At 72.2% G+C, this 18,834-nt stretch carries 11 protein-coding genes and 1 pseudogene; 1 reads left to right on the top strand and 11 read right to left on the bottom strand.

All coding sequences use genetic code 11. From position 1 onward, the window contains the following. Nucleotides 1-12: 12 nt before the first annotated feature. The 7 genes from QF032_RS28215 to QF032_RS28185 form a co-directional block, all read right to left on the bottom strand. The gene (locus QF032_RS28215; RefSeq protein ID WP_307046302.1) at nucleotides 13-732 is read right to left on the bottom strand and encodes a glycoside hydrolase family 12 protein; all 720 of its coding nucleotides are present in this window, start codon (nucleotides 730-732) and stop codon (nucleotides 13-15) included. Nucleotides 733-782: 50 nt separating this feature from the next. Then, entirely contained in the window at nucleotides 783-3,065 is a 2,283-nt protein-coding gene (locus QF032_RS28210) for a glycosyl hydrolase family 95 catalytic domain-containing protein (RefSeq protein ID WP_307057941.1), read from the bottom strand. Then, a complete protein-coding gene (locus QF032_RS28205; RefSeq protein WP_307046298.1) occupies nucleotides 3,062-5,029 on the bottom strand; it encodes a beta-galactosidase in 1,968 nt (655 codons plus the stop codon). Before QF032_RS28205 ends, QF032_RS28210 begins: the two co-directional genes overlap by 4 nt. Next, nucleotides 5,029-7,245, bottom strand: a complete 2,217-nt coding sequence (locus QF032_RS28200; protein WP_307057939.1) for an exo-alpha-sialidase — start codon at nucleotides 7,243-7,245, stop codon at nucleotides 5,029-5,031. Before QF032_RS28200 ends, QF032_RS28205 begins: the two co-directional genes overlap by 1 nt. Nucleotides 7,246-7,636: 391 nt before the next feature. Then, nucleotides 7,637-8,572, bottom strand: coding sequence for a carbohydrate ABC transporter permease (locus tag QF032_RS28195; RefSeq protein WP_307046294.1), 936 nt, complete (start codon nucleotides 8,570-8,572; stop codon nucleotides 7,637-7,639). Further along, nucleotides 8,569-9,603 carry an ABC transporter permease gene (locus QF032_RS28190; RefSeq protein WP_306949035.1) on the bottom strand — a complete coding sequence of 345 codons (1,035 nt, stop codon included), beginning with the start codon at nucleotides 9,601-9,603 and terminating at the stop codon, nucleotides 8,569-8,571. The genes QF032_RS28195 and QF032_RS28190 overlap by 4 nt, the downstream gene beginning before the upstream one ends. Before the next feature lie 26 nt (nucleotides 9,604-9,629). Beyond that, nucleotides 9,630-11,324 carry an extracellular solute-binding protein gene (locus QF032_RS28185; RefSeq protein ID WP_306949036.1) on the bottom strand — a complete coding sequence of 565 codons (1,695 nt, stop codon included), beginning with the start codon at nucleotides 11,322-11,324 and terminating at the stop codon, nucleotides 9,630-9,632. A 328-nt stretch (nucleotides 11,325-11,652) separates the two neighbouring features. Between QF032_RS28185 and QF032_RS28180 the strand changes: the two genes are divergently transcribed. Continuing rightward, nucleotides 11,653-14,523, top strand: coding sequence for a glycoside hydrolase family 3 C-terminal domain-containing protein (locus tag QF032_RS28180; protein ID WP_307057937.1), 2,871 nt, complete (start codon nucleotides 11,653-11,655; stop codon nucleotides 14,521-14,523). A 151-nt stretch (nucleotides 14,524-14,674) separates the two neighbouring features. Here the strand turns inward: QF032_RS28180 and QF032_RS28175 are convergent, their stop codons facing one another. The 4 genes and pseudogenes from QF032_RS28175 to gabT form a co-directional block, all read right to left on the bottom strand. Then, nucleotides 14,675-16,120, bottom strand: a complete 1,446-nt coding sequence (locus QF032_RS28175) for an aldehyde dehydrogenase family protein (RefSeq protein WP_307050347.1) — start codon at nucleotides 16,118-16,120, stop codon at nucleotides 14,675-14,677. A 40-nt stretch (nucleotides 16,121-16,160) separates the two neighbouring features. Next, nucleotides 16,161-16,979, bottom strand: coding sequence for a phosphatase PAP2 family protein (locus QF032_RS28170; protein ID WP_307057935.1), 819 nt, complete (start codon nucleotides 16,977-16,979; stop codon nucleotides 16,161-16,163). Between the two features lie 94 nt (nucleotides 16,980-17,073). After that, nucleotides 17,074-17,307: pseudogene (locus QF032_RS40915) on the bottom strand (phosphatase PAP2 family protein); the annotation flags it as partial. 121 nt (nucleotides 17,308-17,428) lie between these two features. After that, nucleotides 17,429-18,763, bottom strand: a complete 1,335-nt coding sequence (gene gabT, locus QF032_RS28160; RefSeq protein ID WP_306949039.1) for a 4-aminobutyrate--2-oxoglutarate transaminase — start codon at nucleotides 18,761-18,763, stop codon at nucleotides 17,429-17,431. Nucleotides 18,764-18,834 lie beyond the last annotated feature (71 nt).

Below are 18,834 nucleotides of genomic sequence, written 5' to 3'. Positions count from 1 at the left end.
CCTGTCAGCCGGTCAGCTGCTGCTGACCGTCGCGCTGTTGGCCCGGAAGTCGAGGCCGCCGGACGACGAGGTGATCTCGAAGCCGAACTGCACGTCCCCGATGGTCTCGTTGCCGAACCAGCCCTTGGTGTCCTTGATCCACTTCAGGATCGGCAGGATGTTCACGGTGCCGGACGTCGAGTTCGAGGTGCGCACGAAGGAGAACACGTCGTTGGCCGTGTTGTTGCCCTTGTAGACGGCCCAGGTGTGGCCGCCGAGGGTGACGGTGCCCTGCGAGGTGCCGAGGGGGCCGACGGCGCCGGTCTTGTTGACCCAGAGCATGACCTCGTAGTCGTAGTCGGTGTCCCAGATGTCGTACGACGTGTTGTACGAGCCGGCGGACGGGACGGTGACGTTGTAGCTGCCGGTGAGCGAGCCCAGCGAGGTGATCGACTTGTTGATCACCTTCTTGGAGTCGGGGTAGGACTTGATGCCGCCGGTGTTGGGGTGGTTGGCCCAGACGCCCCAGTTGGTGCCGGAGTTGGCCCAGAAGCACTGGCTGCCGGCGCCGGAGCCCCAGATGTTGTTGTAGAGGGTGTAGCCGTTCAGGCCGGTGTTGCCGTACTGCTCGCAGCTGTTCCAGACGGCGGCCGAGGCGGGGGCGGAGGCGAGGCCCACGGTGGCGCCGAGCGCGAGGGCGGGAGCGAGGAGGGCCTTGACGACCCTGCGGGGGGTTCGGGTGCGTGTTGCCATGGTGTCCCTTCCATGGGTGGGGGGAACTGCGTTCTTCTCGGGGGGGGGAGTCACCACGTCCTCAGGGTGAGGACGTGGTCTTCTCCGGCGACCAGGTCGAGCAGTAGGGGTTCGCCGGTGGAAGTCCGGACTTCGACGCGGTGTGTGCGGTGCGGTGTGAGGACCGCCCGGGCGCCGTCGGGGCCCCAGGTCAGGTCGAGTTCGGCGCCGAACCGGGTGCGTACGCCGCGCAGTCCGCCCCTGGGGAGCGCCGGGGGGACCGCCGGCAGCAGCACCAGCCGGTCGGGGGTGGACTGGACGAGCGCCTCGATCAGCACGGCGGGCAGGGTGTGCGCGGCGTCGGCGTTGTAGACGTCGCGGCGGGGGTAGTGGGCGCTCATCAGGGAGTCGTGGAAGAAGTCGCCGTCGAGGACCGCTCCCAGGGCGTTCGCGACCCGTCGGCCGTCCCGGAGGCGGGCGGCGATCAGCGCGTGGTGCAGGTGGCCGTGCGCGGAGTCGTTCTCGGCGCCGCGCAGTTCCAGGGCTCGGTGGGCGGCTGCGGCCTGCCGCGGGGTGTCGTAGGGGTTGATCTCGTCGAGGGGCCAGACGCCGTAGAGGTGGCTGAGGTGGCGGTGGTCGTAGGAGTCGTCGAGGCCCGGCCAGGCCCATTCGGCGAGCGCTCCGTCGGCGTTGGTCCGGTGCGGCGGGAGACGGTCGGCGAGGGCCCGCCAGCGGGCGGCCTCCTCGGGGGCCTCGGGGTGGTAGTCGGCCGCGGTGAGCAGCGCGTGCCGGGCCGCGGAGAGGTCCATGGCCGCGTTCAGCGCGCCCCAGCCGCCGTTCGCGGGCCGGTTCTCCGGCGAGTACGAGGGGACGACGACGAGCCTGCCGTCCCGGTCGGTGCGGGTGAGGAAGTCCTCGTAGAACCGGGCGACCTCGGCGAGGGCGGCGGCCGTGCGCGGGTCGCGGGCGCCGCGTGTCTCGTCGTGGTCGACGAGGGGCTTGAGCAGCCAGTCCGCGCCCGCGGTCCACAGGTGGAGCGGGTACTCGCGGCTGAAGTGGTAGGTCAGCCCGGACTCTCCGTCGGTGTGCGCGGGCGCGACCGCTCCCCGGGCGCCGAACACCGCGCGGGCGTTGCCTCGCCAGTCGTCGAGCTGACGGTGGACCAGCGAGGCGAGCGCCTCGGTGACTTCGGGCAGGGCGGCGGCCGCGGCCGAGGCGGTCTGGAGGTTGACGTTGGCGTCGTTGGTGAACGCCCCGGACCAGGCGGTGTCCCAGTCGCCGGTCCATAGGCCGGGCAGGCGGGGCGGGTTCAGGCCGGATGAGGAGAGGAGGTGGTAGCGGCCCGCGGCGAAGAGCCGCTCGAGGAGGGCCGGGCTGCGCGGGCGCCGGAGCAGGTCGGAGCCGGTCAGGGCGCGCTCGGCGGGGTCGGCGCGCAGGTCGAGGGTGACCCGGCGGTAGGCGGTGCGGTGCAGGGCGAGGTGGCGTTCGAGCAGGTCGTCGTAGGAGTGCGGCAGCCGGCTCAGGGCGCGCTGCTCCGCGAGGACGTCCAGTTCGCCGGTGTGCCGGCGCACGCGGGTCAGCATCAGCACCGACGCGGCTCCGGTGACCCGCACTCCGGGAAGGGTGAGCTCGGTGCGGCCGCCGGTGGCCACGACCAGGGTGACGCCGGTGTACGCGCGGTCGCTGTCCGGGTAGCGGGCGCGCAGGGTGAGCAACGCCCCGGTCGTCGTGCGGACGGCGCCGTGGCCGACGGCGAGGCGGGCGGGGGCGCCGGGGAGCCGGTGGTCCAGCGCTATGTCCAGGTCGGGGCCGGTGACCTGGTGGACGATCACGTCGTCGGCGCGGGAGACGAACACCCGGCCGACGGCGCCCGCACGGGTCGCGACGGTCTCGCCGGTGGTGAAGTCGACGGACCGCAGGTGCCCGCCCTCGCGGCGCGGCCGGTCGGCGGGTGCGCGGCGCACGCTCATCCGGAAGGCCGGGTGGAAGGGCTGGACCCACTGCAGGGGGCGGTGGTCGGTGAAGCTCTCGGCGGCCGTGGTCTCACCGGCGAGCAACCTGTCCTGCAGCGCCGGGAGTTCGTCGGCCAGCTCGGGCGGCCCGGCGTGTTCGGAGCCGTTGGGGCGGACCAGGGTGTGATGGGTGACGACGACACGTTCGTCGTGGGGGTCGCCGAACACGAGGGCGCCATGGCGGCCGTTGCCGCTGAGGAAGGCGTCCTCCCAGCGGGCCGCGGGCCGGCGCTCCCAGGTGCCGTGCGCCGGGCCGTCGGCGCCGTCGAAGCCGGGCGGGACGGAACAGGCCGGTGGGGCGGGCGGGGTCGGCGGGCCGGGCGGGGCGGGCGGGGCGGTCATGGGCGCAGCACCGCCACGCCGTAGCGGCCCAGTGTGATCTCGTCCGTGACGGTCGTGCCGGTCAGCAGGTCGTGGTGGGCACCCGCGAGGACGACGGTCACGGGCTCGCGGCCGTGGTGGAGCAGGAAGAGCAGGTCGCCGCGGCGGACGGCCTCGACGCCGGGCGGGAGGCCTTCGAGGACGGGCCGGACGCCCGCCTCGGCGGCGATCCGGGCGAGCAGCGTGCGCAGGGCGTCGGGTTCGGGGAGGGTGGACAGGTACCAGGCGCGGTCCCGGCGCAGGACGGCGGGCATCCCCTCGAGTTCGCCCCGCCGGTAGACGGTCTCGACGCGGGCGTCCGCGGCCGGCTCCAGTTCCTCGGACCACAGGGTGCCGTGGAAGCCGTCGGTCTCGACGGTCTCCCCCGGGTCCAGCGGCCACCACTCGTGCAGGACGCGGATGCCGAACAGCTCGCGCAGCCGGGCGTCCATGCCGCCGTCCCGTACCCGGTCGTCCTCGTCGGCGACGCCGGTCAGGAACCCGCAGACGAGGACTCCGCCGCCGCGGACGTAGCCGAGGAGGTTGTCGATCGCCGCGTCCGTGAGGGCGTACAGCTGCGGGACGAGGACCATCCGGTAGCCGGACAGGTCGTGCTCGGGGTGGGCGAAGTCGGCGGTGAGGTTGTTCTCCCACAGGGCACGGTGCCAGGCGGTGAGGACGGCCGGCAGGTCGACCTCGGTGGACGGACGGGCGTCCTGGGCGCCGGCCCACCAGGCGTGCCAGTCGTGCAGCACGGCGACCTCGGCGGTGATGTGCCGGTCCGCCGCGTGCGGGCCGAGTTTCGCGAGGTCGGCGCCGAGCTGTTTGACCTCCTGGAAGGTGCGGCCCTCCTCGCCCGCGTGGCTGACCATCCCGGAGTGGAACTTCTCCGCGCCCTGCCGGGACTGCCGCCACTGGAAGTAGCAGACGGCGTCCGCGCCGCGGGCCACCGCCTGCAGGGACCAGAGGCGGTTCATACCGCGCGGCTTGGGGTGGTTGACGCCGCGCCAGTTGACCGGTCCGGCGGCCTGCTCCATCAGCATCCAGGGTCCGCGTGCCTGGGAGCGGGTCAGGTCCTGGACCATGGCGGCGTACTGGGCGCCGAACGGGTCGCGGGGGTCGGGGTAGAGGTCGACGGAGACGACGTCCTCCTCCTCGGCCCAGCGCCAGGCGTCCTGGCCGATCCACAGCGGCATGAAGTTGGTGGTGACCGGCAGGTGCGGAGTGTGCCGGGCGACGATGTCACGTTCGGCGCGGTAGCACTCCAGGAGCATGTCGGAGGTGAACCGCCGGAAGTCCAGCACCTGCGTCGGGTTCTTCAGGTAGTGCGGGGTGCGCGGGGGCAGGACGCCGTCCCAGGTGTCGTAGCCCTGGGACCAGAACGCCGTGCCCCAGGCGGTGTTGAGGGCGTCGAGGGTGCGGTACCTCTCGCGCAGCCAGCGCCGGAAGGCGGCGGCCGCCTCGTCGCCGTGGTCGAAGGTGCAGTACTCGTTGTTGATGTGCCACATGGTGAGGGCGGGGTGGCCGCCGTAGCGGGCGGCCAGGTCCTCGGTGATGGCGGCGGCGTAACGGCGGTAGGCGGCACTGGAGTGCGAGAAGTGCTGGCGGCCGCCCCACCATTCGACGCGGCCGTCCTCGGTGCGGGGCAGGGTCTCGGGGTGCAGCCGGCCCATCCAGGGCGGCGGCGAGGAGGTGGGGGTGGCGAGGACCACTCCGATGCCGGCCGCGTGCAGCAGGTCCATCAGGGTGTCCAGCCAGCCGAACTCCCGTGCCCCCGGCTCGGGTTCGAGCCGCGACCAGGAGAAGACGCCGAGCGTGACGGAGTTGACGCCGGCGTCCCGCATCAGCCGGACGTCCTCGTGCCAGATCTCCTCGGGCCACTGTTCGGGGTTGTAGTCGCCGCCGAAGAGGATGCGGCCACGGGTGGCGTCGCCGAGGTGCGGCATCAGACGGGCTCCCCGTACTGGATGCCGCGGCCGTTGGTGGCGATGTAGACGCGGCCGTACAGGCGCGGGTCGGCGGCGATGGTCGCGCCGATCCAGCCCCACTGGTGCCGGTCGTCGTTGATCCGCACCCAGGTTCGCGCGCCGTCGTCGGAGCGGTACACGGCGGTGATCGTCTCCGTCGAGCCGACCATGTAGACGGCCGGGTACGCGGCGCCGTCGGCGGCCTTGCCGAAGGCGAGGGTGTAGGAGGCCCAGCAGCTGGTCAGCTCGGTGAAGGACGCCCCGCCGTCGGTGGACCGGTACAACCCGTTCCACTTGGTGCTCAGCCACAGGTCACCGGATCGGCCCGGGGCCGCGGCCAGCTGGAACTGGCTGTCCCCGGACGGCAGTCCGCCCGCGCGCCCGGTGAACGTGAGTCCGCGGTCGGTGCTGGCGAACAGGGTGCCGGTGTCGGTGTCGTACGCGTAGAAGCGCGTCGGGTCGGCCGGGTCGGCGAGCGGGGTGGCGCCCTTGGGGAAGGAGGCGACCTCGGACCAGGTCGCGCCGTTGTCGGTGGAGCGCTGCGCGGGGTACTTGGTGCCGTCCCAGTGCACGAAGGACCACAGCAGCACACTGCCGTCGCTGTTGGTCGCGATCGGCCCGGGGGCGTCCTTGGCGATCGCGGGCTGGGCGGCGAAGGGCGCCCAGGTCTTCCCGCCGTCGTGGGAGCACGCGCCGTTGCCGTGGTCGCCGAAGCCGGTGCGCACGACGTACGAGGGCCTGGCCGCCGCCTGGGCGAGTCCCGTCGTCGAGCCGAACACGGGGTTGGCCGCCATGCCGCGGGAGGGGGAGGCCGTGAGCCGGTCGTGGTACATCACGCCGACATCCCCGAGGCCGCTGATCAGGTGTGCCGTCCCGGTCGGCGGTGAGATCAGCTGGCGCACGGAGGTCTCCTCCAGGCCCCGGATCTGCGGGGCCCAGTGCTTCAGGTCCCGGGTGCCGTAGAGGGTGGCGCCGGTGCCGTACACGACGTGCTCGGAGTCGTACGGGTCGACGGCGACGGCCTGGATCCACCAGCCGAACTTGGGCTCGTCGGCGCCGAAGGTGAGGAACGGCGTCTCGGACACGTCGAGAACCGCGGAGTCCTTGAGGGACTTCCAGGTGCGGCCGCCGTTCGTGGTACGGAACAGGGTGTCGACCGGCGCCCAGCGGTTGTTGGTGGAGACGACGACGGTGCCGGGGCGGCGGGCGTCGACGGAGACGCCGCCGTAGGCGAACGCGTCGGTGGAGCCGTCGGCGGTGGTCCCGCCCGGCCTCACGGGGGTGACGTCGCTCCACTTGCCGGTCGCGGTCGCCAGCTTGTGCACGCTGCCGTCGGACTGCCCGTTGGGTCCGGGCGCGTCGGCGTAGGTCACGTACAGCTCGCGGGTGTGGCAGTCGTACGCGGCCCGCACCGGAAGCTTGGCGGCGGCGCCGGAGGGCTGCCCGGGGACGGCCTGCCAGGTGCTGCCGTCGGTCGTGCGGTACAGGTTGGCCGCCCGGCCGTCGGAGTCGCCCCAGCCCGCGTAGAGGACGCGGCCGGCGGCGACGAGGAGCGTGACGCCCTGCCCGGTGGCGGACGGCGTCGCGGGGAATCCGGCCGCGGCCGCCCAGGTCGCACCCCGGTCGGTCGACTTCAGCAGGCCGTCGTGGCGGGTGCCCAGCCACAGGGTGTCGCTGTCGCGCGGGTCGACCAGGAGCCGCTCGCCCGTGCCCCGGCCGTCCTCGTTGCCGCCGAGCTTCGGGGTCAGGTCGGTGCGCGCCCAGGTGGCGCCGCGGTCCTCGGAGCGCAGGACCGCGCCGTTGCCGGCCCAGGACTGGGCGTAGGTGCCTAGGGCGAGGTAGAGGCGGCCGGGATGCGCGGGGTCGACGGCCATCGCCTCGACGCCGAGGAGGTTCCAGTCGTCCCAGCCGAGGTGGTCGGTGAGGGGCGTCCAGCGGGCGGTCCGGTCGTCCCACCGGTAGGCGCCGCCGATGTCCGTGCGGGCGTAGGCGAGACCGCGCACGGCGGGGTGGAAGAGGACGCCGGTGACGAATCCGGTGCCGCCGATGACGGCGTTGCGCCAGCGGTAGGCGGGGGCGGCGGTAACGCCTTCGGCCGCTTCGGCGCGCCCCTGCACCACGGGGAGTGCGGTGAGCGCGGCGGCGGCAGCGGTGCCGGCGAGGACGGTGCGGCGGCTGAGCGGGGTGGCGTGCATGGGGTACCTCGCAGGGTGGGGTTCTCGGTTCGGGGCTGTCGGGGGGCCGGCCCGCGGGAGGTGTGCGGGGCCCGGGGGCGCGGAGCTGCGGCGGTGTGCGGTTCCGGGCTCACGGGGGGTGCGTGGGGGGGTATCGCCGGGCGCGGGGCTGCGGCGATGTGCGGCTCCAGATCCACGGGGTGCGTGGCAGGGTGTCGCCGGGCGCGGGGGCCGCGACGGTATGCGCTCCAGGTCAGGGGATGTGGGGGGATGCCCCCGGGTGGGGGCTGGGCGGTGCGCGGCTCCGCCGCGTGGGCACGGCCGGCCACGGACCGACGGCCTCGGCCGGACGGGGTGGAGCCGCCGGCGCCGTGACCGGACAGGTTCACCAGCTCGCGACGCCGGCACGGCGCTAGCCCTTCACCGCGCCGGTGAGCATGCCCTTCTTGAAGTGCTTCTGGACGAACGGGGAGAGCACGGCCACCGGCAGCAGCGCCATCACCATGACTGCCATCTGCACGGCCAGGGCCGACAGCTGACCCGTCTTGATGGCCTGCCCCATCCCGACCGGTGCCTCCTGCTTCTGCACCAGCTGGATCATGACGTTCTGCAGCGGCATCATGTCCTGGTCGTTGAGGTACAGCGACGCGTTGAACCATGCGCTCCAGTAGCCGACGGCGTAGAAGAGCGTGATGACCGCCAGCACCGCCCGCGAGAGCGGCATGACGATCTGCCACAGAATGCGGAACTCGCCGGCTCCGTCGATGCGGGCGCTGTCGATGAGTTCCTGCGAGATGCCCGTGAAGAACCCGCGCAGGACCAGGATGTTGAACACGCTGATCGCGCTCGGCAGGATCAGCGCGAGGTAGGTGTCCGTCAGGCCCAGCGACTGCACCAGCAGATAGGTCGGGATCAGGCCTGCGCTGAAGAACATCGTCGCCAGCAGGATCATCAGGATCCAGCGGTGTCCGAGCGAGCCCGAGCGGGAGAGCCCGTAGGCGCACAGCACGGACACGCTCATCGAGAAGAGCGTGCCGACGAGGGTGATCAGGACGCTGACGACCGCGGCCCGGGTGACCTGACCGCCGCTGAGCAGCTCCCGGTAGGCGACGAAGGTGATGCCCTTGGGCACCATCACCAGACCGCCCGACTCGTCGATGGTCTTGCGTGAGGAGAGGCTGGTGACCAGGACGATCCACAGCGGGAAGAGGATGGCCAGGCAGGCGAACGACAGGGCGATGCCCTTGCCGGCGAGGCCGGCCCCGCTGGGCCGCTCCTCCCATACGGGCCGCGGGGGCGCGGCCCACCGGCCGGGCGTGCGCGCCGGTTCGTCGATGACGGCGGTCATTTCTTGTACACCCCCTGCTCGCCCATCAGGTGGGCCACCTTGTTCGCGACGAGCACCAGACCGAGGCTGATGACGCCCTTGATGAGACCTGCGGCGGCCGCATAGCCGAAGTCCTGGTTGCGGACGCCGTTCCACCAGACGAAGGTGTCGAGCACTTCCGACGCCCCTGGCCCCACCGCGTCGCGTTGCAACAGGATCTGTTCGAAACCGACCGTCAGCGCGTCGCCCACCCGCAGCACCAGGAGCAGCGCGATCACCGGACGCAGGGCGGGCAGCGTCACGTGCCACATGCGGCGCCAGCGGTTGGCGCCGTCCATCGCGGCCGCCTCGTAGAGGTCGGGGTTGACCGAGGCCAGCGCGGCGAGGAAGACGATGATGCCCCAGCCGGCGTCCTTCCAGACGCTCTGCGCGGTGATCAGGAACCTGAAGGTGTCCGGGTCGGTCATGATGTCGATGCCGTCGTACCCGTGCTGTCGCAGCAGCTGCGAAAGGATTCCCGCGCCACCGAACAGCTGCTGGAAGACGGCGATGACCAGCACCCACGAGAAGAAGTGCGGCAGGTAGAGGATCGCCTGCGACACCGCCCGCACCCGGGGCCGGACCACGCTGTTGATGAGCAGCGCGAGCAGGATCGGGATCGGGAAGTACAGGACGAGCTGGAGGAAGAACAGCACCAGTGTGTTCTGGACGGCGCTCCAGAAGGCGGAGTCCTCGAAGAGCCGCTGGAAGTTCTCCAGGCCCACCCAGGGACTGTGCAGGATGGAGACGACGCCGTTGTCGCTGACGTAGGGGTCGTAGTCCTGGAAGGCGACCACGTTGCCGAGGATCGGCACGTAGTTGAAGAGCAGGACCAGCAGCACCGCGGGCAGGGTCATCAGGAGCAGCACGCGATCGCGTCTGAACCTGAGCCGCAGACTCAGCTTCCCGGAGGTCCGGGCACCCCCGTGCCCGGTGGCACCGCCGGCCGCGACCGGGGTCTTCTGTGCCTCGTCGGCCTCGGCCCTGCTCCGAGGCACCGTGCTGTTCGACACGGCCGTTCTCCTTGCCCCGGTCCTGGTCAGCTCGCCGCCGGGCCGTTGTCGTCGAGCACCTTGCGGTACCAGTCGCGCAGCTGGTCGCCGCCCTTCTTCTTCCAGTCGGCGACCGCCTGCTGCATGTCGCTGATCTTCTTACGGCCGCGGACGATGTCGTCCTCCAGCTGCTCGAAGTCGTTGGAGAGGTTGGTCCAGCGCGTGGGCTCGGTGATCTGCATGCCGTAGAAGGCCGACTTCTTGGTGAAGGCCCCCATCCGCTGCTGCCACTCGACCTGGCCCTTGGCGATGTCCGGGAAGTCGGGGTGCGCGATGGTCGCGGCCGGGCTCGCGATCATTATGAAGGCGTTGGCGACCTCCTGGTTGCCCTTGTCGTTCTTGACGGGCACCCCGTCCTTGACGGTGTAGTGCGTGCCCTCGACCCCGTAGTTGGTGAGCATGTACTCCTTGGTGCCGTACGGGGCGGCGGTGACGTTGGCGACGGCCAGCACGTCGCGGATGACCGACTCGGAGGCCTTCTTGTTGACGAAGGCGAAGATGTTGGCCGGCTGGGTGGCGTAGATGACCGGATCGGCGTCGCCGTTGCCGAAGATGTCCATGCCCCAGATCTGGAAGTCGGGGTTCTGCGTGGCCTGCGAGGCCTGCTGTCCGTACCAGCTGGAGATGTCGTTGTTGTAGATCAGGAACTCGCCGGCCGCGAACTTGGTGCTCGGGTCGACGGCCTGGCTCTTGCCCAGCTTGAAGTCGGGGTGCACGTAGCCGGCGGCGAACAGCTTCCGCGACCATTCCAGCGCTTCGAGGTAGGCGTCCAGCTCGACGCGGTAGACCAGCTTGTCGTCCTGGAGGATCCAGCCGAGCGGCTTCTCCTGGCCGGACGGCACCCCGAAGCTGTTGAACGCGGTCCACTTCATGTCGCCGCAGGCCCACACCTTGGCCTTGGCGTTGGTGATCTCCTTGGCCAGCGCCGTGAACTCGTCCGTCGTCTTCGGGACCTCGTAGCCGTGCTTCTCGAAGAGGTCCTTGCGGTAGAAGGGGACGATGTTCGGCACGTACGAGGACGGCATCGGCAGACCGCGCAGCTTGCCGCCGAAGATCGCGCGCTGCCAGGCGTCCGTCGGGATCGCCGCGAGGTTCGGGTACTCCTTGACCTTGTCCCCGGACAGGTAGGGGCCCAGGTCGGCGAACTTGCTGAGGATGGCGCTGGGTATCTTGCCGCCCATGTTCCAGCCGGGGACGACCACCACGTCCGGCACGTTGCTGGAGGCGAGGACCGCGCCGAGCTTCTGGTCGTAGGTGTTGCCGTCCTGGTTCTGCCAGACGACGTCGACGCCGGTGAGGCTGTTCATCGCCGTGTAGTAGGGGTTGTCGCCCTTCGGCGGCGAGCCCCAGAACGGCGACATGACCGTGACCTTGCCGCCCTTGCCGAGCTTCTTCGGCACGGAGGTCTTCAGGGTCGCGAGGTCGAGCTTGCCGGTGAAGCCGACCGCGGAACCGTTCTTGGACGGGATGTCCGGCGTCACCACGCCGGCGGCCACGAAGGCGGGCAGGATCTTCTTCGCTGCCTTGCCCGCCGTGGTCCCCTCGCGTGAGTCGCCGTCCGACCCCCCGCAGGCGGCGAGCAGCGGCATCCCGCCGGCCACCGCTGCGGTGGCGACCGCCGTGGAGGCGAGGAAGCTTCTCCGGCTCGGCCCGGAGGAGGCGGAAGCGGCGTTCGGCGTCATTGCGTCAACCCTTCATGGCGCACCAGGACACCCGGCGGTGGCCGTCGGCTGCGGTGTCTTCAGTGGAACTGGCTGAGCCGAAGCGGTTCCTGCGGCCCCATGTGCTGGGGCTTTCCAGTCGAAGCGCTTCGATGTTGCTGCGAGGTTAAGTGAACACCCGGGGGTGCACAAGGGTCGTTCCCAAGTTTCCTCCGAGGCATCGGGGGTGACCTGTTCGTATGCACCGCTTGAAATAAGCGTGAGGTCCCCTTGACACCCACCGGTACGTCCAATGAGCATCGAAGCGCTTCGAAAGAGCTAGCTCGCTCCACCGCAAAGGGAACCCCACGTGACCGCACACACGCCGCCCACGCCGCCTTTCCGCGATCCGCAGCTGCCGTTCGCGAAGCGCATCGACGACCTGCTGTCCCGGCTGACCCTGGACGAGAAGGTCTCCTTCCTGCACCAGTTCGCCCCGGCCGTCGAGCGGCTCGGCGTCGATGCGTTCCGCACCGGCCAGGAGGCGCTGCACGGCGTCGCGTGGATGGGCCCGGCGACGGTGTTCCCGCAGGCCGTGGGGTTGGGCGCGACCTGGAACACCGATCTGGTGCGCCGGGTCGGCGAGGCGGTGTCCAAGGAGGTGCGGGCGATGCGCGCCCTCGACGAGCGCGTCGGCCTGAACGTCTGGGCCCCCACCGTCAACCTGCTGCGCCACCCCCTGTGGGGCCGCAACGAGGAGGGCTACTCGGAGGACCCGAAGCTGACCTCCGCCATCGCCACCGCCTACACCCACGGCCTGCGCGGGGACCATCCGACGTACTGGCGCACGGCCCCCGTCCTCAAGCACTGGCTGGCGCACAACAACGAGACGGGCCGGGACGTCACCTCGTCCTCGGTGCGCCCCCGGGTGCTGCACGAGTACGACCTGCGCGCCTTCCGCGACACCGTCGAGGCGGGGGCGGTGGCGGGTGTGATGCCCGCGTACAACCTGGTCAACGGCCGCCCCAACCACGTCTCGCCGTATCTGCGCGAGCATCTGCGGACCTGGACCGACGAGGATCTGCTGGTCTGCTCGGACGCGGGCGCGCCGTCCAACCTGGTCGACTCCGAGCACTACTTCGACACCCACGAGGACGCGACGGCGGCCTCGCTGCTCGCCGGCGTGGACAGCTTCACCGACCACGGCACCGACGGCTCGAAGATCGTCGCCCGGGTCCGGGGCGCCCTGGAGCAGGGCCTGCTGACCGAGGCCGACGTCGACGCGGCGGTCCGCCGCCAGCTCTCGGTCCGCTTCCGGCTCGGCGAGTTCGACCCGCGCGACGACCCGCACGCGGGGACCGGCGAGTTCGACACCCCGGCGCACCGCGCGCTCGCCGCCGAGGCCGCCGAGCAGTCGGTCGTGCTGCTGCGCAACGACGGCGTGCTGCCGCTGGCCGCCGACACCCGGATCGCGGTGGTCGGACTGCTCGCCGACGAGTGCAAGGTCGACTGGTACAGCGGCACGCCGATCCACCGCTCCACCCCGCTGGAGGGGCTGTACGAGAGGTTCGGCGCCGAGCGGGTCGAGTTCGCCGAGGGGGTGGACCGGGTCCTGCTGAGGACCTCGGCCGGAACGTTCCTGAAGGTCCCCGCCGCGCCCGAGGCCTGCGACGAGGTGCGCGGCGCCGAGGGCGCCCTCGACCCGGCGCTGCTGGCCGGCCGCACCGACCTGCCGCCGCTGACCGCGGACGCGGACGGCACGGAGCTGGCCCTGGTGGACTGGGGCGAGGGCGTGCTGACGCTGCGCGCCCCCGACGGCCGCTACCTCTCGGTCGCCGAGGACGGCCTGCTGCGCGCCTCCGCCGACCAGCCCGGCGGCTGGGTCGTGCAGGAGACGTTCCGCCTGGAACCCCACGGAAACGGTCACCTCCTGCTGCACCTGGGCACGGGTCGTCACGTGTGTGTCGCCGCCGACGGTGTGCGGGTTGCCGGACCGGACAGGGAGACCCGGGCGGATCCCGAGGTCTTCGAGCTCATCGTCGTCGAATCCGGCGAGAGCGCAGTGACCCGGGTCACTGCCGGGGCCGACGTGGTCGTGGTGGTGGCCGGCAACGACCCGCACATCAACGGCCGGGAGACCGAGGACCGCACCACGCTGCGCCTGCCGGCCCACCAGGAGCGGTTGCTGGCGGCGGCCCGGGCGACGGACGCGCGCACGGTGCTGGTGCTGGTGTCGGCGTACCCGTACGCCTTCGAGCCGGGCCCGCTGGCCGCGGCGCTGTGGACGGCGCACGGCGGCCAGGCCGCGGGCGCCGCCCTGGCGCGCGTCCTGGCCGGCGACGTCTCCCCGGCCGGCCGCCTGCCGCAGACCTGGTACGCCGACGACGCGGACCTGCCCGACCTGCTGGACTACGACGTCATCGGCGCCCGGCAGACCTACCTCTACTTCGAGGGCGCCCCGCTGTTCCCGTTCGGGCACGGTCTGTCGTACGCGTCGTTCTCGTACGCCGATCTCACGGTGCGCGTGACGGACGGGAGGGCGCACGTCGCCTGCACGGTGACCAACACCGGCGACATGACGGCCGACGAGGTCGTCCAGCTGTACGCCCGCGCCGTGGACCCGTCCGTCGTCCGCCCGCGCCGCGAACTGCTCGACTGCCGCCGGATCACCCTGACCCCCGGCGAGGGCGCGGACGTCGCCTTCGACGTGCCGCTGTCCGCCTTCGCGTTCTGGGACGTGGCCCGCGGCGGACCGCGCCTGGAGCCGGGCCCCTACGAACTGCTGGTCGGCGCGTCCAGCGAGGACGTCCGCCTGCGCGCGACCGCCGTCCTCGACGGCGAGCCGACGGCGCCGCGCGCGGTGCGCGCGGACGGACTCGCGGCGGCCGACTTCGACGAGCAGGGCGGGACCGAGATCGTCGACCGCACGAAGGAGTCGGGCGACGCGGTGACGCCGGCCGGCGGCGGGACGGGCGAACTGCTCTATCGCGCCTGCGACTTCGGCGCGGGCGCGGACACCCCGGGGGTGACGGCCGTGACGGTCACGGCGTCCGGCCAGGGCACGGTGGAGCTCTCCCTGGACGGCGGCCCGGTGCTGGCCTCGGTGACCCTCCAGGCGCCCACGCCGGGCCCGTACGCCTACGTCACCGTGGACGCGCCCTTCGTCGCGGACGGCGTCCACGACCTGCGCCTCGGACTGCGCGGCCCGCTGCGGCTCGCGCACGTCGGCTTCTCCGGTTGAGGGTCCGGACGAGGCCGGCACCAAGAAGGGGCCCGGCGCCGGAAGGCATCGGCGCCGGGCCCCTTCGGGGACGGCGTGTGAGCGCCGGTCCCGGGGGCGGACGCTCAGGATCCTGGACAGCCGGATCCCGGACGGCCGGGGGCCGGCCGGCTCAGAGCGCGAGCCCCGTCAGCACCAGCACCCGCTCGTAGGTGTAGTCGTCCATCGCGAACCGCACGCCCTCGCGGCCCACGCCGGACTGCTTGGCGCCGCCGTACGGCATCTGGTCTGCGCGGTAGGAGGGCACGTCGCCGATGACGACGCCGCCGACCTCGAGTGCGCGGTGGGCACGGAAGGCCGCCTGGACGTCGTGGGTGAACACGCCCGCCTGGAGGCCGTACTTGGAGGAGTTGACGGCCGCGAAGGCCTCCGCCTCGCCGTCGGTGCGCTGCACGGTGAGGACCGGTCCGAAGACCTCCTCGCAGGCGACCTTGGTGTCGGCCGGCACGTCGACCAGCACGGTCGGGGCGTAGGTGGCGCCGTCGCGCCCGCCGCCGGTCAGGAGCTTCGCCCCGGCCGCGACCGCCTCGTCCACCCACGTCTCGACCCGCCGGGCCGCGTCCTCGCTGACCAGCGGGCCGACGTCGGTCGCGGCGTCCGACGGGTCACCGGTGACCTGCGCCTCGACGGCGGCGACGATACGCGGCAGCAGCCGGTCGTACACGGAGGCGTCCGCGATGACCCGCTGCACCGAGATGCAGGACTGACCGCCCTGGTAGTTGGAGAAGGTCGCGATGCGGCCGGCGGCCCAGTCGAGGTCGGCGTCGCTCGCGAAGTCGCCGAGGACGACGGCCGCGCCGTTGCCGCCCAGCTCCAGGGTGCAGTGCTTGCGCGGCACCGAGTCCATGATCGCGTAGCCGACCTTCTCGGAGCCGGTGAAGGAGATCACGGGCAGCCGCTCGTCCTGGACGAGGGCCGGCATGCGGTCGTTGGAGACCGGCAGGATCGACCAGGAGCCGGCGGGCAGCTCGGTCTCGGCGAGCAGCTCGCCGATGACCAGGGCGGACAGCGGGGTCGCCGGGGCGGGCTTCAGGATGATCGGCGCGCCGGCCGCGATCGCCGGGGCGATCTTGTGCGCGCACAGGTTCAGCGGGAAGTTGAACGGCGCGATGCCGAGCACCACGCCCTTCGGGAAGCGCCGGGTGAGCGCGAGCCGCCCCTGGCCGCCGGCGTCGGTGTCGAGCCGCTGGGCCTCGCCGCCGTTGAACCGCCGGGCCTCCTCGGCCGCGAAGCGGAACACGGAGACGGCCCGGCCGACCTCGCCGCGCGCCCACTTGATCGGCTTGCCGTTCTCGGCGGAGATCAGCCGCGCGATCTCCTCGGTGCGCTCGACGAGCCGCTTGCTGACGTGGTCGAGGGCGGCGGCGCGCACATGGGCCGGGGTGGCGGCGAACTCGTCCCGCACGGCGTACGCGGCGGCGACGGCCTCCTCGACCTGCGCGTCCGTCGGCACGCCGACCCTGCCGACGAGCCGGCCGTCCCACGGGGAGGCGACGTCGAAGCTGTCCTCGCCGGCGGCCTGGCGTCCGGCGAGCCAGAAGGCGTGGGTGGCTCCCACGTTCGTTTCCTGGGGCATGGTCGAGTCCCGGCCCTTCCGCTTAGGGGGTGTCCTGTGGCTTTCGTGGTCCACGGTAGGGGCGCGAGGCCGAGGGAGCGCTTGTCCGAGTCGTACGGGTGGGCGGCTCGGGCGCGACGGTTTGGCGTGGTCGGCGGCGCTCCCGTTCCAGGAGGAGCCACAGCGCCGCGAGCAGCACCGTGCACAGGCACCAGCTGGCCACCACGTCCAGCGGCCAGTGGTAGCCGCGCCGGACCAGCCCGAAGGAGACGGCGAGGACGAGGAACGCGCTCGCGGCCGCGGCGGCCCGGCGGGCGGACGGCGTCCGCAGCCACGGCAGCAGGACCAGCACCGCGGAGCCGTAGGCGACGGCCGCCGTCGCCGTGTGCCCGGAGGGGTAGTAGCCGGTGGCGGGCGGCACGGCGGGCGTTCCGGGCCGATCGGTCCACTCCTTGAGGGGGACGACGATCAGCGGCACCAGCAGCATCAGACCGAGCGCCGCGACCGGCGGCGCCCACCACCGCGCCGCGCCCGCCGTTCTCCCCCGCCAGGCCGCGTACCCGGCGGCCAGCACCAGCACGGGCACCGCGATCTGCACCTCGCCCAGGTCGGCCAGCAGCTCGGAGGCCCGGTCGGGGTGGACGAGGGCCCGGCTGAGGCGCTCGTCCACGCGCAGCAGCGGCCCGCCGGCGGCGACCTGCCAGGTGATCACCGCGAAGAGGACGGCCGGCAGGCCGCAGAGCAGGCCGAGGAGGGGGCCGCCGAGGACGCGGCCGGGAGGGCGGCCGGTGAGGGGGCCGGAAGGGCCGGTGAGGGGGCCGGGAGGGGGGCCGAGTGGCGGGCGGCTCGGACGGGACGACATGGTCCACAGCTTGTCAGCTTGTCGGAGCGGCCGTCCGGCGGAGGACGACCGGAAAAAGACCCCGGAGCACGTCCGGGGTCTTTCCGCGTGGTCGGCGCGTGGAGAAGGAGGTCGGCCGCCCCGGAACAGGGGGGATTGTTCCGGGGCGGCCGTCCGGACCGGAGACGCCGGCCGCCCCGGGGGGTTTGGGGCGGGCGACCGTCCGATCGGTGGAGATCCGAAGCCGAAAGCTCCGGTTGTGTGCGCGAGGGCACGACCAGGTCGAAGCTGGGGAAACCCCGGCCTGGAATCCGCCCACGGTCTCCCGAGGGCGGGGTGTATCTCTCATCCGGGTAGAACCTACGACAGCGGAAGACGGTTCGACAGGCCGTCTGCCGTCCCGCCATCCTCCTCGCACACCTTCTTCACACGCTGTGCGGCCGAGGGGGATCAGCTGTGCGGGGACCGCTTCAGATGCGCGCGAACGCCTGCTCGATGATGTCGAGGCCCTCGTTGAGCAGGTCCTCGCCGATGACCAGCGGGGGCAGGAAGCGCAGCACGTTGCCGTAGGTGCCGCAGGTGAGCACCAGCAGGCCCTCCTGGTGGCAGGCCTTGGCGAGCGCGGCGGTCGCCTCGGCGTTCGGCTCCTTCGTCGTGCGGTCCTTGACCAGCTCGATGGCGATCATCGCGCCGCGTCCGCGGACGTCGCCGATGACGTCGAACTTCTCGGCCATGGCGGTGAGGCGGCCCTTCATGACCGTCTCGATGTTCTTCGCCCGGGCGTTGAGGTCCAGCTCCTTCATCGTCTCGATGGAGCCGAGCGCGCCCGCGCAGGCGACCGGGTTGCCGCCGTAGGTGCCGCCCAGACCGCCCGGGTGCGCCGCGTCCATGATCTCGGCGCGGCCGGTGACGGCGGCCAGCGGCAGACCGCCGGCGATGCCCTTGGCGGTGGTGATCAGGTCGGGGACGATGCCCTCGTCCTCACAGGCGAACCACTGGCCGGTGCGGCAGAAGCCGGACTGGATCTCGTCGGCGACGAAGACGATGCCGTTGTCGGACGCGAACTTGCTGATGGCCGGCAGGAAACCCTTGGCGGGCTCGATGAAGCCGCCCTCGCCGAGCACCGGCTCGATGATGATGGCGGCCACGTTCTCCGCGCCGACCTGCTTGCTGATCTGGTCGACGGCCTGGGCGGCGGCCTCGGGACCGGCGTTCTCGGCGCCGGTCGGCCAGCGGTAGCCGTAGGCGACCGGCACCCGGTAGACCTCGGGCGCGAACGGGCCGAAGCCGTGCTTGTACGGCATGTTCTTCGCGGTCAGCGCCATGGTGAGGTTGGTGCGCCCGTGGTAGCCGTGGTCGAAGACGACGACGGCCTGGCGCTTGGTGTACGCCCGCGCGATCTTCACGGCGTTCTCGACCGCCTCGGCGCCGCTGTTGAACAGCGCGGACTTCTTGGCGTGGTCGCCCGGTGTCAGCTCGGCGAGCGCCTCGGCGACCTCCACGTAGCCCTCGTAGGGCGTGACCATGAAGCAGGTGTGGGTGAAGTCGGCGAGCTGTGCGGCGGCCCGGCGCACCACGGCCTCGGCGGACGCGCCCACGGAGGTGACCGCGATGCCGGAGCCGAAGTCGATCAGGCGGTTGCCGTCGACGTCCTCGATGATGCCGCCGCCCGCGCGCGCCGTGAACACGGGCAGCACCGAGCCCACGCCGGCCGCGACCGCGGCGGTCCGGCGGGCCTGGAGTTCCTGCGACTTGGGGCCGGGAATGGCGGTGACGACGCGGCGCTCCTGCGGAAGGGCGGTCATGAGGGGCTCCTGGGGTTCTGCGGACGCTTTCGTTCTCTTCTCGCAGGCTAGGACGGGGAGCGGGGGGTCGG

Source organism: Streptomyces achromogenes (assembly GCF_030816715.1).
GTDB lineage: Bacteria > Actinomycetota > Actinomycetes > Streptomycetales > Streptomycetaceae > Streptomyces > Streptomyces achromogenes_A.
Note: the sequence above shows the minus strand (reverse complement) of the source record. Positions and strands in the feature narration are given on the sequence as shown.